Raw genomic sequence first — 12,153 nt, 5'->3', positions numbered from 1 at the left:
TTTGATATAATGAAAAAGAGGCTATCAAATTTTTTGATAGCCTCTTTTGTTTTATATATTTCTTAAAATAAATTCTACTCTGTTCTCAACATCTTCCTTAGGCACCTCCAATACATCGTAACCATATCTGTCATAAACTTTGCGCATCGCATCGTAGGTGTTCAGAGCTTCCTCCCACGATTGTTTCCTTTCTTCATCGGTTACATAGATTTCTTTCCACGGAGGTAAAATAAATATTCTTCGGTACAAGGGTGTCATTAGATATTTTTCCTGCTCATCATGGACTGCTAAGTTTTCCATTTCCATATAACAGATGGTATCCAATATTCCTCTATCGAAAAAGATATTTTCTGCCGTATTGTTTTCAACTGTTTCTTGGTAAGAACGGACAGACTCCTGCCACATCATTTGTGCATATTCTTCTTTGTTTGCCCAGGGAAGGGCAGAGCCTCTTTTTTGAACTTGATCTTTTATAATTTCTCGGGCTACTTCTGGAATGCATAAATAATTCTTGTTTTTCAAATTTTCCAAAATTGTGGTTTTGCCAGTCCCAGGTCCACCCGTTAAAACGAAGTAGTTATTGTTCCTATTATCCATTAATCGCTTAGTTTATACCCATTTAAAAAACCAGTTCTAGGATTTCTCCGGGCAATCCATCAAAATCTTTGTATTCACGGAACTGGAATCCATTTTTATTCAGAATCTTTCTTGAGGCTATATTTTTAGGGTCTATAATTGCAAACAATCCTTTTAAGGATTTTGTAGACTTTGCATAACTCACCAAATTTGTTGAAATCAAAGTACCGATCCCTTTGCCCCAATATTCTGGAATAATTATATAACCCAATTCTGCGATTTCTGTTTTAGATTCAGTTATTTCAAGCTTCGCGAGACCAACGAGACATCCTTTTGTTTTATCAATGATTTTAAATGTCCCAAAGTTTGGTGAAATGGCATTTATCTTTAAAAGATTTTTGAAATCCTCCCTCGCTTCAGCATAATCTAGAGGTTTCCCAGTGATCATTTCCATTACTTTCCCATCATTCACCATCTGGAAATAATAATCAAAATCCATCGTTGTATTTACAAACTTTAAAATTTTATATTGTCCGAATTCTAACATAGATTATTTATTTTTAAATAAAAGTAAAAAATATTAACACAATAATGTTAGAATAGAGTGGTTTTATGATAAACTTAAGAATTTAGTAATCTTAGTTTTATATATTGGCCTCCCTTTTAAACCTCCTTAATTTTAGGATTTTATCGATCAGCAAAGCGAAAAGAATTACATATATCATCTGAGAAAGAATCATTAGGTAATTCTTAACAGTAGCATCCGTGATTTTAGTGGAAATAAGTTCCATAAATAAGTAGTTCATTCCTAAACCAAACAAAGCTCCAAAGAAAAATGATAATAGGGCATATTTCCGAGTCTTGGAAATGGATTGTTTATCTGCTTCTATTTTATGGATTTCAGCCATTACCTTGGAATCAAAATCTTTAAATGGCAATTCTACTTTAGCCATTGACATTATCTCTTTGAATTTATCCTTGTTTTCTTCCATAATGTACATTGTCTAGTTCTTTATTTAATTCATACGCCATTCTTTTCCTTGCTCGATGTAGGATTACTTTAGAGTTTGCGATTGTCCATCCTGTTATTTCGCATAATTCCTGAACAGATAATTCCTCCAAATAGAAAAGTCTTAATGCTAATGATTCATTGCTTGGCATCTTCATCAAAACTTCGTTGATCATTTGCTTCTGTTCTTCTATTAATAAAGTTTGTAGAGCATTTTCATCGATTTCAGCATCATGATGGTTGACATCAAATTCCACCTGCATCAAATTCTTCTTACTGATCAATTTATAAGAACAGCGAATTACTATTTTATAAAACCAAGTGCTGAATTTAGAATTGGCATTGAAGTTCTTGAGGGAAAGATAAGCTTGTATAAAGGCTTCTTGAGTTGCCTCTTCTGCCAACAGTTCATTCTTGACGATTGATAATGAAACAGAGAATGCCATGTCCTTATAGTTACTTATAAAGTAACCAAAAGCATGGCTGTCTCCAGATAGGACTTTGTCTATGTATAGACTATCCATCAATGTTTTGCTCGTCTTGCTCTGTTTGTTTATCTGCAATGATCAAGGATAAACCTACTGTCAACGACAATAAACCCATTACAATAAATCCTGTCCAGTCATTGTTGTCAAGTAAGACATTGGTCGCAAACAATACTCCTGATAACAAAAGACCTACTGCCAAACCAATGATAACAATTCCTACTCTTTTCCAAGCGTTTTTGTTTCGTGGAGATTTTGGAATGGGACCACCTAATTTGGTAATAGTTTCTGACCGATACTTGCTAATAAAGAATACACACAATACAATACATGCAAAGAATGATATTGGTATTAAAGCTTCAAATGGTTGCATAATTTTCGTTTTTATACATTAGTGTACAATATGGAGAAAAAGGTTACAAGATTTATAAAAAAAAATCCTGAGCTGGGGAAGCTCAGGATTTTTACCAAACCAATTATTAACCTAAATTATGAAATTATATACTCTTTTACTCTTTTGCTTTCTTTGTAATAATAACGGCGGGGTGATGTTTTTCGTGTTATGGAATGATAGATTTAACACCATTTAACAAAAAAGTGGTTTAAAGGATAGGGTCACGAATTTCATTTTCTTAAATTTAACTCCATGTATAAGAAGCTTTTGTCAAATATATCTTCATATATCCATCTATCAGAAGAAGAAAAAATTAAATTAGAATCCTTATTCTTATTTAAAAGGATAAAGAAGAAGGAGTTTTTTTTGAGAGAAGGAGAGGTAGCCAATTCCGTAGGATTTATTAATTCCGGTCTGTTTCGATATTATCTCAATGAGGATGGAGAAATAAAGACATTTGCGTTTTCTAAAGAAAATGAATATATCAGTAATCATGAGAGCTTTTTGACAAAAACTCCTTCCACAAAAAGTATTCAGGCGCTAGAAGATTCTGAAATATTAGTTATTTCAGGGGAAGGGCTTGAAAAATTCTACGAGGAGTTTAATGAAGGAGAAAAATTTGGGAGAAAAATCATGGAAGGTTTGTTCATTTACTATCTTCAAGAATTGACGTCTTTTTATTCGCATAGTCCAGAACAACGATATCTAAAAATTCTTGAACAACAACCAGAGTTAATCCAGCGCATCAGCCAATATCACATCGCATCTTATTTGGGTATAAAACCTCAATCTTTGAGCAGAATTAGATCCCGATTAGCTTAATTCATTTCTTAACTTGGGTGAATGGATTGGTGCCCGATTCCAAATTAGCTTTGTAAAAAACAATGCTATGGAAAAAGGAATAAGACTAATAGAGTCTAAAAGTAATCATGATATCACAAAGATTGAATTTGTTGTTAAACCTCAAGAAAGAACTCCTAAACACTACCATAAGGAATTTTCAGAATCATTTTTAATACTTTCTGGGAAGTTGGAGATAGGCTGCAATGGAAAGGTTTATAATCTAAATGTGGGAGATTCAATTACGATATACGCCTTGGATGTTCACTATTTTCATAATGTATCTCAAGAAAACTGTGTTCTTATTGTAACAGTAAGTCCAGGGAATAAAAATTTTGAACGAGCATTGTTGTTCTCGAAGAATCTTTCCTTTGATGGCCTTTGTACACATTCAGGTACACCCAAGAAATTTAAAGATTTAGCTCTTTTTGTAAAATTGAACAATTCCTATTCGACAGGTTTATTGGCTTTGGCCCAGCCTGTCCTCAATTTGGTTGCTTATTGGAATATCAGAAATGGATATTTGGAAAAGATGTTAAAAAAATATCAGATAGAATAATTTTAGTGTTTTTTTTGGAATGTTTAATAACTTTAATAAACTTAAATCAACCTATATGGACAATCCAAAAAAAGATATTTTTGAAAGGTTAAAAGGTGGTGAAACCATTGCTGGATCAGATCCTGATGGATATAAAATGCGAGAGGCATCGTATCAGACTAAAGAATTATTGTTAAAGATGAATGCTTCAAGCGAGCCTGATGAGATCAGAAAGATCCTATCAGAAATCGTTGGAGCAGAAATTCATGAATCAACAGATGTTTTTACACCGATTTATATCAATTATGGGAAGGATATTAAGATTGGAAAGTCAGTATTTATAAATTTTGATTGCGTTTTCCTTGGGCTTGGTGGGATTACCATAGAAGACCATGTGTTAATAGCACCGAAGGTTAGCCTGTTATCTGAAGGCCATCCTTTAGAAATAGAAAAGAGACATTCATTAGTTCCTAGTCGCATAACTAACAAAAAGAATGCATGGATAGGTGCAAATGCGACTATTCTTCCTGGAGTTACTATTGGAGAAAACGCAGTCGTTGCGGCAGGAGCAATAGTTTCCAAAGATGTTCCCGCAAATACCGTAGTGGGTGGAATACCAGCAAAGGTTATAAAAACTATTGATAATGAAAATAATCGATAGCGTGGCTTAATTATTGTACAATTTTAAACATGGAAAACAGAAATGACGCACTAGAACAAAACTCTTCTTCAAACAATGAACCGCCTACGGCAGAATATTTAAATCAATTGCAAGAGGAAGCAATGCTGAAAACTAAGGAAGAAGATGCAACCTTTGGAGAGCAAGTAATCCGAGAAGGACTCCAGAAATGGCCAGACCTGATCGATGAAGAATTAAGGAAATTTAAGGAAAAATTATCATAGCCAATTGTATTAATATTGGCTATTTTTTTTCTACTCATGATTTAATAATGAGAAGACCTTGGGTACAATTATTAAGTACTCATTCCTACATCATCCCAATCCGAATCTTTATCCATTAGCCATTCTAGCACATATCTTCTTTCGTACACTATTCCCTCGTTGATTTTAGCTTGCTTTCCATTGATCCTTTCATCCACACAGTACCAGTGCAAGCGATAATGATAGTCAAGCATAATATATAATTCTCTTTCTGATCTCAATTCAGTAATTGCATCTATCTTTTCAGTGTCGTCATCATTTTCAATATTTGGTAGGAGGGACGCCATATCATTTCCACACCACTCATTTTCCTTGAGTTCATTTGTCAGATTTGTTGCCCACATCAATGCCCACAAACCCTCCAGATACCAACGAAGTCTATTTTTGTCATCTTGAGTAACCTCATCATCATTCTTGGCAAATATTGCCTCTTCCGTTTTGGAGAGGTGTTTTGACAGGTTGTTGTCGAAAAGCCAATCTCGGATCACTTCCATTGGCGCATCCAATGAAATATTGACCAAAGCCAAAAGAATAGCCATCCTACCTTTGACTTCAGATAACGACCTAATATTTGGATCTTCCAGAATTGGCAACCAGTCGATATATCGATATCCTTTGTTGCCAATGATCTGCATGTTGATTTCTTTGATATCTATTTTTTCGTCCTCCGTCATATCACTTAGATTTAAGGATAGTTGATTCTCAATGAATTAGGTTGTAATAAATATACAAAATGTGACGGAGTTTTGCTTAAAATCAACTGTTTAGTTACAATTTTGAGAGAACGATATGATTTTCATACAGTTATGTTTTGTCAGATTTTATTCTTTTGATATTTATAAAGGGACTTATCATCAGAAATAGAAATCCTTGTTTTTTGGTTCCTTCGAACTCGGCTAATCCGTATTTCATTTTTTCAACCGGAAGGGTTTTGTAAGTTCCGAAAATACGATCCCAAATGATAAATATATCAGCAAAATTGGAGTCAGTATAAAATTGATCTTGTTGGTGGTGTACTCTATGTTGGTCTGGAGTCACGAAAAATAAACCTAATGATTTGTTTAGCCAATTAGGGTAATGCAAATTGGAATGTTCAAGGAAAAGAAAGATATTGAGAATAAAATAGTATAATCCCAAGGCTAATACATCTGTTCCAAAAACACCTGCACAGATGACATTTCCAACCTCGTATACCAGAATCATTTCTAATGGATGAAATCTAAAGGTTGTAGAAGAGTCCATCGAAGTATCGCTATGATGGACACGATGTAGTCGCCACATAATAGGGACTTTGTGTGCTGCAATATGAATCCAATAAGTTGTAAAATCATAAAGCATTACACCAAGGATCAACTTTACCCATATTGGCAATTCTACCAAAAATAAGAGTCCAATTCTACGTTCATTAAGCCATTCTATCAAATAAACTTGCAGTACTACAACAGAAATGTTGAGTAGGACAAGAATTATTTGGAACAACATGTTTTGAATCAGGTGTCCACCTCTTTTTTTGAAGGAAAATGGATTGGATGTAATCTGCTCCATTGTAAAGAAGAAAACCAATAATCCGATTACAATGTAATTCGAATTGATGCTGAGGATTTTTTCAAGCAATTCCATGTCTATATTATTTAGGGTTTATATTATTCAGGTTCACATCAAAAAATTCACATACAAATAGGAGGATGCTAAAAATTGTAATAACCAAAATTATTACACAGTAGTCTGCATGAAAATTTTAACGAATTATATAGGGAGTAGCAAGGATTTACTTAATTGCAAGTAAAAATTGACAGAATGGTTAATTTCTGTCAACATAGGGATGATTTATTATGAATAATATTAAGTTACAAAGAAATTGGGATTTCTCATTAATTTCAGAAGAATTTTAATCTTGCTCCTAAAATTACTTGCATATATTGAAATGTTTTCTGAATGGTAAATATATCTTATTTAACATTGAATATCTTTTAAAGTTTTGGAAGAAACAACAACGCTGTGGCATTTCATTTTATAAATTTCCAAAGAATTAAAGAATGCTGATTAATCATCGTTTATAAAAAATAAAATCTGTCATCAACGGTTCTAAACCAGAAGTTCTAAACTCAGTAGCTATCTGCGCTCGGTGATATGTAGAATGATTAATGATGTGAAAAATAATATCTCTGATTCCATTTTTGAATTGTTTGCCTGCAGTATTTCTGTAATCAATATTTTCATTTAAGTCTAAAGTTTCTAGAATTCGTAGGCTTTCTTCAAAATTTTGGTTTTCTATAAATATCATTTCATCGGGAGCATGTTCCTGCCAAACTCCATATTTTGGGATGTTTCCAATCAAACGATTATTCCAAACATGATGAGCATTCAATATATGGCTGAATATTTTTAAAACATTATCAGATATATTTTCAGGATTATTTTGAATTATCTCAATCAATTCTTGGTTATAATGATGGCTGTATTCGAATAGTTCATTAAAGAAGTCTTTCATTTTAAAACATTGTTTTATTTCTCTTTTTAATTTTTGCCAATTTGGCTATTTCCTCCTAAAACTCTGCATTAGTTCTATTATGTTATTTGAAAATTTAATTTACTAAATCTAACAACAATTAATATTAAAGTTTTGTAACTACATTTTAATATCGTAATATTGCGATATGGGGATTACAAAAACCGAAATATATACGGAAGAACAGAATAGGATTGCTTCAACCTTAAAAGTTTTAGGACATCCAGCTAGAATTTCGATTCTTCAATTTATAATTAATCAAGAATCTTGTATTTGTAATGATTTGGTAGATGAATTAGGTTTAGCTCAAGCTACAATCTCACAACATTTAAAAGAATTAAAGAATTTGGGAATCATTAAAGGCACCATTGAAGGTAAATCTGTCTGTTATTGTATAGATTTAGAAGTATGGAATAACTTAAAATCAGAATTAAATCTATTTTTTAATCAAAATATTAAAATGAATAAATGCTGTTAGCATTTTTTTTAAATGATTACATCGTCATATTGCAATATTACTATTTAAATAAATATTTTATGAAATTATCAGAAATTAAAGAAATATTAACAACCTTGGATAATGTAGAATTCAAGTTAGAAAATGGAACAACAGTCCCTGAGCATTTTCATGTAACAGAAATAGGTCAGATAAATAAGAAATTCATTGATTGCGGTGGAGTAATCAGGGAAGAAAAGATTATTAATTTCCAATTATGGAATGCCAATGATTTTGATCATCGTTTGAAACCTTCGAAATTGCTGAATATTATAATGCTTTCTGAGGACAAATTAGGAATCGAAGAAGGGGAGGTAGAAGTTGAGTACCAAGAAGGTACTATAGGAAAATATGATCTTGATTTTGACGGCAGCAAATTTATCTTAAAGAATAAATTTACGGCTTGTCTTGCTGAGGATTCTTGTGGAATTCCTCAGGAGAAACAGAAAATTAAATTATCAACTTTGGGAAGTGGATGCTGCACTCCAAATTCTGGCTGCTGCTAATAAAACGAGCTTATGTATCCTATTCTCTTAGAATTTATAGATTCGCATATTGCAAACAAAGATATATCGGAGGATCGGAAAGAGATCCTCCAACCACTCATATTATATATTCAGGATAAAATTTCGCTAAACAAGCCCATTAACCTAAATTTTATATGCACCCATAATTCCAGAAGAAGCCATTTTTCACAAATTTGGGCTCAGGTAGCATCTTCATATTATAAAGTGAAAGGTGTTCATTGTTATTCAGGAGGAACAGAAAGTACTGCTGTATATCCAAAAGTTATAGAGATTTTAATCAATCAGGGTTTTAAAATTGATATGATCTCTCCTGGAATAAATCCTATATATGCTATTAAATATTCTGTAACTGAATTTCCTATAATTGGATTTTCTAAGACTTTTGATTCATCATTTAATCCTGAATCAAGTTTCGCAGCTATAATGACATGTTCTCAAGCTGATGAGGGTTGTCCGTATGTTCCGGGCTGTGAACGTAGAATCTCAATAATGTATGATGACCCAAAAATATCAGATAACCGCAAAGATCAGAATGAAACCTACAAAGCAAGAAGTGTTGAAATAGGTCGAGAAATGTTTTATGTCTTTTCAAAACTAATTATTCCAGATCTGTAAAAAATTTAATAACTGCATAATAGATAATAATTCCTCTACAAAAATTATTTTATTTGGCTTTAAAAAGCCAATATCAACCCTCATTCACAAATAATTACATAAGGTTTCTTACTTTAGATTAACTAACTAAGTCACATTTATTATTAATCTAATTTTCCATGAAAGTTCCCGAAACACATGGTTCATATGGTGCCTCACTATTTGATATAAAGTGGAAACAAAAGCGCAAGACGATCTTGGACAGGGATCAGAACAAATGCGTTATTTGTCAAGATGTCCATGGCTTGCAGGTTCATCACCGTCAATATCACTTTATCAATAGGTTGAACCGATTTAAAGAACCTTGGGACTATCCAAATGAATTGTTGATAACACTGTGTGAAGTTTGCCATAAACGAGGTCACCGTAAATATAAAATACCAACCAAATACATTTAATCTAATGAGTCTATTTAATTTCTTTAAGAAAAAGCAGAACGGCAGTTCTACTGAGGATGCTCTTATCAATGGACATTTACCACCAATTCCTGAAGATATTTTCGTTGAAAAGGACACCGTCCAAGATTGGACAGCTCCAGTAAATTCGTTCACAGGTATCAATGCGATATATTCCTATCTTCAATCAGATTTTGAATCCAAGGGTTTCAATGATGCTCTCACCAGCCCCGATGACAAATACAAAGAAGATAACCTCCGATTGATAAAATTTGATCTTGAAATCATTATTTCAAAAGTAAAGACCTATCACGAGTCATTTCTGAAAGAACTTGAATTCCATGTTAGCTCGAGAAAAAGATCTGGATTAATAGATTTAGTTGAGGAGCTTCTTTCCAAGAAGGAAGATCTTGAGAACCATATCAAGAAAGTTGAACAAATTGAAGAATCTCTAAAAACGGATTCAGGATTGTTTGAGCGTGCTATTTTGGCTTATAATAGAGGTTTCACCAAAGGTTTGGCATCCATTACACAAAGGACCTTACTTTCAAAAGAGTTTTAACATGAAGAAAAATCTATGGCTCAGGTTCGGTTGCTTCCTTACAGGCTACAACTATTACCTTGTTCAGCATTCCAGCGAATTAAGCTCTAAGGCTGTGAAGAAATTCACTTCAGCCATTCTTTTAATTGTTTTGGTTTGGATGTTTATCGCATATTCATTTGCAACAAATTATCTGCATGTTGGTGTATTCGGAGGGCTGTTAGCTTCTTTGATTGCAGCATTCGTCGTCATACAGATCGAAAGGATTATCATTCTTTCAACCAAAGTCAATAAATGGTCCATTGGATTCCGGATTACCCTGGCAATTGTAATGGCTATTTTGGGTTCGTTTATTCTAGATCAGATTCTCTTCAAAGATGATATTGAACTTCGGAAAACGCAGATCATGGAAGAAAGAGTAAAGATTGCCATTCAAAATTCTGAAAAGGATATTGATCAACAGGTTAACACCATTGACAGCAGTATTTTTCAATTAGAACAGCGGTCTCAAAAGCTATCAGATGATTTGCAGAAAAACCCGGTAATCGTGACTTCATATACGAATACATCAGTGACTAGGGATAACGAAGGCAAAAGAATAAATAGTACCAATTCGACCAACAAGATGGTTAATGAAAACCCGAAAAAACGTGAATTGGAGCAGATCAATGAACAGATAAATATTTTAAATGCCCAAAAATTCAAGACTATTGGATCTTTGGATTCCATCAAGGCCAATAAAGAGAAAGATCTGAGGAAATCTTCGGGATTTATCGACGAATTGAATATCCTGCATGATGTCATTACAAGTTCAACAATCGGTTTTACCGTCTATGCTCTATTCTTCTTTTTCTTCTTGTCGATTGAGTTATTTGTGGTCACCATCAAGCTTTTTGATAAAGCTTCTGACTATGACAAACTCGTCAACCATCAGACTGATGTTCGGATGAAAATGTTGGAAAGGTTGAATGTATAGGGGAGGAGGTTATTAATTCTATATATGTAAAGCTGGTGGTCCAAGGGGTCACCAGCTTATTTTTTTATTTAATAATCCTTGAATCCATTTCTTTTTGGATTTCATTTTCCAATATTTTGTTATTCTTTGAATTCCTCAAAACGATATATGCAAAAATAATAGGTAGAATGGAAAACAATCCCAATCCTTTGTTTATCAGAGCGTAAAATACTATTCCAAAACTCAATCCTATCAGGGTTGCATTTGATCTCAAGTTCTTGGTCGGTTAATTGAGACAAGCTTTCAGGTTTCATAATATGTGATTGATTTAATAAACCGAATGTAAGGAATTGGATTTGATTTATATATAATAATAAATTATAAAAAAATAGTTTCCCGAGCTAAAGCTCGAGAATGACCCCGTCTTCTGGGTGGGCTAGGGAGGAATTGGAAGTGAAAGTGGTCGTCGCAGCGACCACTTTCACTTCCAATTCCACCCCTCACTAAACGTGCGATCTTGTCATTCTCTCTCGTAAGAGAGGGAAACTATTTAGTTAGCTATTCCTGGCTATTTTGAAATTGCGAAAGTTAGTTATTAATAAAAAATGTATTTCTGATTAGCATAGAGTAAGTTGTTGAATTTAGCTATTGGATTATAATTAAATTATGATCACCAAATAGTTTCCCGAGCTAAAGCTCGAGAATGACACCGTCTTCTGGGTGGGCTAGGGTGGAATTGGAAGGGAAAGTGGTCGCCGCAGCGACCACTTTCCCTTCCAATTCCACCCCTCACTAAACGTGCGATCTTGTCATTCTCTCTCGTAAGAGAGGGAAACTATTTATTTAACTATTCATGCCTAATTCGGTGGAACGTTGAATAAATAATACAAAAATTCACTAAATCTCTTTATTCAAGAATCGCCATTCAGGATTAAACTCTTTAATCAAAGTTTCTTTCTCCTTTCGGGACAATTTTTTCATAGCAGTTTCCCTATCAATTGCTTTTAAAATATCATAAAAGGTTTCATAGTAAACTAGATAGAATACTTTGTAACGTTTCGTAAATGAATTCCAATTATTGTTGTCAAATTGATGTTCCAAAATTCTTCTTTTTAAATTATTAGTGACACCAGTGTATAAGACTGTTCTTTTATAATTGGTCAGAATCTAAACAAAATAGCATTTGGACATAATGATGTAATTATTAAACGAGCGAGCTAGTCATTCTCTCCTTTAGAGAGAGAAACTTTTTTAGTGGCTTATTCACGGCTATTTTGAATGAACAAAGATTA

At 33.2% G+C, this 12,153-nt stretch carries 19 protein-coding genes; 10 read left to right on the top strand and 9 right to left on the bottom strand.

Going from position 1 to position 12,153, the window contains the following annotated elements; translation table 11 throughout:
• Positions 1-51: 51 nt before the first annotated feature.
• The 5 genes from CRT24_RS08620 to CRT24_RS08600 all read right to left on the bottom strand — a co-directional run bounded on the left by CRT24_RS08620 (position 52) and on the right by CRT24_RS08600 (position 2,443).
• Positions 52-597, bottom strand: a complete 546-nt coding sequence (locus tag CRT24_RS08620; RefSeq protein ID WP_099370838.1) for an AAA family ATPase — start codon at positions 595-597, stop codon at positions 52-54.
• A 22-nt stretch (positions 598-619) separates the two neighbouring features.
• Complete coding sequence (locus tag CRT24_RS08615) at positions 620-1,123, bottom strand: GNAT family N-acetyltransferase (RefSeq protein ID WP_218962597.1); 504 nt, start codon at positions 1,121-1,123, stop codon at positions 620-622.
• Between the two features lie 97 nt (positions 1,124-1,220).
• Complete coding sequence (locus CRT24_RS08610; RefSeq protein ID WP_099370837.1) at positions 1,221-1,568, bottom strand: hypothetical protein; 348 nt, start codon at positions 1,566-1,568, stop codon at positions 1,221-1,223.
• Positions 1,549-2,109 (bottom strand): RNA polymerase sigma factor, encoded by a 561-nt coding sequence (locus tag CRT24_RS08605; RefSeq protein ID WP_099370836.1) that lies wholly within the window; start codon positions 2,107-2,109, stop codon positions 1,549-1,551. The genes CRT24_RS08610 and CRT24_RS08605 overlap by 20 nt, the downstream gene beginning before the upstream one ends.
• Positions 2,102-2,443: a hypothetical protein gene (locus CRT24_RS08600; protein WP_099370835.1), complete on the bottom strand. Its 342-nt coding sequence runs from the start codon at positions 2,441-2,443 to the stop codon at positions 2,102-2,104. Before CRT24_RS08600 ends, CRT24_RS08605 begins: the two co-directional genes overlap by 8 nt.
• A gap of 273 nt (positions 2,444-2,716) precedes the next feature.
• Here CRT24_RS08600 and CRT24_RS08595 point away from each other — a divergent pair, with 273 nt between their 5' ends.
• The 4 genes from CRT24_RS08595 to CRT24_RS08580 all read left to right on the top strand — a co-directional run bounded on the left by CRT24_RS08595 (position 2,717) and on the right by CRT24_RS08580 (position 4,745).
• On the top strand, positions 2,717-3,286 hold the full coding sequence (locus CRT24_RS08595; RefSeq protein ID WP_099370834.1) for a Crp/Fnr family transcriptional regulator: 570 nt from the start codon (positions 2,717-2,719) through the stop codon (positions 3,284-3,286).
• Positions 3,287-3,353: 67 nt separating this feature from the next.
• Complete coding sequence (locus CRT24_RS08590) at positions 3,354-3,863, top strand: cupin domain-containing protein (RefSeq protein ID WP_144034543.1); 510 nt, start codon at positions 3,354-3,356, stop codon at positions 3,861-3,863.
• Positions 3,864-3,918: 55 nt separating this feature from the next.
• Complete coding sequence (locus tag CRT24_RS08585) at positions 3,919-4,503, top strand: DapH/DapD/GlmU-related protein (protein WP_099370860.1); 585 nt, start codon at positions 3,919-3,921, stop codon at positions 4,501-4,503.
• Positions 4,504-4,532: 29 nt separating this feature from the next.
• Positions 4,533-4,745 (top strand): hypothetical protein, encoded by a 213-nt coding sequence (locus tag CRT24_RS08580; RefSeq protein WP_099370832.1) that lies wholly within the window; start codon positions 4,533-4,535, stop codon positions 4,743-4,745.
• Between the two features lie 71 nt (positions 4,746-4,816).
• On the opposite strand, the gene CRT24_RS08575 is transcribed toward CRT24_RS08580, so the two are convergent.
• From CRT24_RS08575 to CRT24_RS08565, 3 genes are all read right to left on the bottom strand, one after another.
• Positions 4,817-5,458: a DUF4272 domain-containing protein gene (locus CRT24_RS08575; RefSeq protein WP_099370831.1), complete on the bottom strand. Its 642-nt coding sequence runs from the start codon at positions 5,456-5,458 to the stop codon at positions 4,817-4,819.
• Between the two features lie 130 nt (positions 5,459-5,588).
• Positions 5,589-6,404 carry a sterol desaturase family protein gene (locus tag CRT24_RS08570; RefSeq protein ID WP_099370830.1) on the bottom strand — a complete coding sequence of 272 codons (816 nt, stop codon included), beginning with the start codon at positions 6,402-6,404 and terminating at the stop codon, positions 5,589-5,591.
• A 427-nt stretch (positions 6,405-6,831) separates the two neighbouring features.
• On the bottom strand, positions 6,832-7,275 hold the full coding sequence (locus CRT24_RS08565; RefSeq protein ID WP_099370829.1) for a DinB family protein: 444 nt from the start codon (positions 7,273-7,275) through the stop codon (positions 6,832-6,834).
• A gap of 166 nt (positions 7,276-7,441) precedes the next feature.
• On the opposite strand from CRT24_RS08565, the gene CRT24_RS08560 reads away from it, so the two are divergent.
• The 6 genes from CRT24_RS08560 to CRT24_RS08535 all read left to right on the top strand — a co-directional run bounded on the left by CRT24_RS08560 (position 7,442) and on the right by CRT24_RS08535 (position 10,882).
• Positions 7,442-7,771 carry a helix-turn-helix transcriptional regulator gene (locus CRT24_RS08560; RefSeq protein WP_099370828.1) on the top strand — a complete coding sequence of 110 codons (330 nt, stop codon included), beginning with the start codon at positions 7,442-7,444 and terminating at the stop codon, positions 7,769-7,771.
• 59 nt (positions 7,772-7,830) lie between these two features.
• Complete coding sequence (locus tag CRT24_RS08555) at positions 7,831-8,295, top strand: DUF6428 family protein (RefSeq protein WP_099370859.1); 465 nt, start codon at positions 7,831-7,833, stop codon at positions 8,293-8,295.
• 12 nt (positions 8,296-8,307) lie between these two features.
• Positions 8,308-8,931, top strand: a complete 624-nt coding sequence (locus tag CRT24_RS08550) for a low molecular weight phosphatase family protein (protein WP_099370827.1) — start codon at positions 8,308-8,310, stop codon at positions 8,929-8,931.
• A gap of 158 nt (positions 8,932-9,089) precedes the next feature.
• On the top strand, positions 9,090-9,368 hold the full coding sequence (locus CRT24_RS08545; protein WP_099370826.1) for an HNH endonuclease: 279 nt from the start codon (positions 9,090-9,092) through the stop codon (positions 9,366-9,368).
• 4 nt (positions 9,369-9,372) lie between these two features.
• Positions 9,373-9,927 (top strand): hypothetical protein, encoded by a 555-nt coding sequence (locus CRT24_RS08540; RefSeq protein WP_099370825.1) that lies wholly within the window; start codon positions 9,373-9,375, stop codon positions 9,925-9,927.
• Position 9,928: 1 nt separating this feature from the next.
• Positions 9,929-10,882 carry a DUF4407 domain-containing protein gene (locus CRT24_RS08535; RefSeq protein ID WP_099370824.1) on the top strand — a complete coding sequence of 318 codons (954 nt, stop codon included), beginning with the start codon at positions 9,929-9,931 and terminating at the stop codon, positions 10,880-10,882.
• An 876-nt stretch (positions 10,883-11,758) separates the two neighbouring features.
• Here CRT24_RS08535 and CRT24_RS08530 read toward each other — a convergent pair.
• Positions 11,759-12,025: a GIY-YIG nuclease family protein gene (locus CRT24_RS08530; RefSeq protein ID WP_257214004.1), complete on the bottom strand. Its 267-nt coding sequence runs from the start codon at positions 12,023-12,025 to the stop codon at positions 11,759-11,761.
• Positions 12,026-12,153 lie beyond the last annotated feature (128 nt).

The organism is Sphingobacterium sp. 1.A.5 (assembly GCF_002734235.1).
GTDB lineage: Bacteria > Bacteroidota > Bacteroidia > Sphingobacteriales > Sphingobacteriaceae > Sphingobacterium > Sphingobacterium daejeonense.
Note: the sequence above shows the minus strand (reverse complement) of the source record. Positions and strands in the feature narration are given on the sequence as shown.

What these genes read in the sequence shown, in the direction of transcription:
- CRT24_RS08620 (WP_099370838.1), bottom strand. Translation starts at nt 597, where the DNA reads ATGGATAATAGGAACAATAACTACTTCGTTTTAACGGGTGGACCTGGG.
- CRT24_RS08615 (WP_218962597.1), bottom strand. Translation starts at nt 1,123, where the DNA reads ATGTTAGAATTCGGACAATATAAAATTTTAAAGTTTGTAAATACAACG.
- CRT24_RS08610 (WP_099370837.1), bottom strand. Translation starts at nt 1,568, where the DNA reads ATGGAAGAAAACAAGGATAAATTCAAAGAGATAATGTCAATGGCTAAA.
- CRT24_RS08605 (WP_099370836.1), bottom strand. Translation starts at nt 2,109, where the DNA reads ATGGATAGTCTATACATAGACAAAGTCCTATCTGGAGACAGCCATGCT.
- CRT24_RS08600 (WP_099370835.1), bottom strand. Translation starts at nt 2,443, where the DNA reads ATGCAACCATTTGAAGCTTTAATACCAATATCATTCTTTGCATGTATT.
- CRT24_RS08595 (WP_099370834.1), top strand. Translation starts at nt 2,717, where the DNA reads ATGTATAAGAAGCTTTTGTCAAATATATCTTCATATATCCATCTATCA.
- CRT24_RS08590 (WP_144034543.1), top strand. Translation starts at nt 3,354, where the DNA reads ATGGAAAAAGGAATAAGACTAATAGAGTCTAAAAGTAATCATGATATC.
- CRT24_RS08585 (WP_099370860.1), top strand. Translation starts at nt 3,919, where the DNA reads ATGGACAATCCAAAAAAAGATATTTTTGAAAGGTTAAAAGGTGGTGAA.
- CRT24_RS08580 (WP_099370832.1), top strand. Translation starts at nt 4,533, where the DNA reads ATGGAAAACAGAAATGACGCACTAGAACAAAACTCTTCTTCAAACAAT.
- CRT24_RS08575 (WP_099370831.1), bottom strand. Translation starts at nt 5,458, where the DNA reads ATGACGGAGGACGAAAAAATAGATATCAAAGAAATCAACATGCAGATC.
- CRT24_RS08570 (WP_099370830.1), bottom strand. Translation starts at nt 6,404, where the DNA reads ATGGAATTGCTTGAAAAAATCCTCAGCATCAATTCGAATTACATTGTA.
- CRT24_RS08565 (WP_099370829.1), bottom strand. Translation starts at nt 7,275, where the DNA reads ATGAAAGACTTCTTTAATGAACTATTCGAATACAGCCATCATTATAAC.
- CRT24_RS08560 (WP_099370828.1), top strand. Translation starts at nt 7,442, where the DNA reads ATGGGGATTACAAAAACCGAAATATATACGGAAGAACAGAATAGGATT.
- CRT24_RS08555 (WP_099370859.1), top strand. Translation starts at nt 7,831, where the DNA reads ATGAAATTATCAGAAATTAAAGAAATATTAACAACCTTGGATAATGTA.
- CRT24_RS08550 (WP_099370827.1), top strand. Translation starts at nt 8,308, where the DNA reads ATGTATCCTATTCTCTTAGAATTTATAGATTCGCATATTGCAAACAAA.
- CRT24_RS08545 (WP_099370826.1), top strand. Translation starts at nt 9,090, where the DNA reads ATGAAAGTTCCCGAAACACATGGTTCATATGGTGCCTCACTATTTGAT.
- CRT24_RS08540 (WP_099370825.1), top strand. Translation starts at nt 9,373, where the DNA reads ATGAGTCTATTTAATTTCTTTAAGAAAAAGCAGAACGGCAGTTCTACT.
- CRT24_RS08535 (WP_099370824.1), top strand. Translation starts at nt 9,929, where the DNA reads ATGAAGAAAAATCTATGGCTCAGGTTCGGTTGCTTCCTTACAGGCTAC.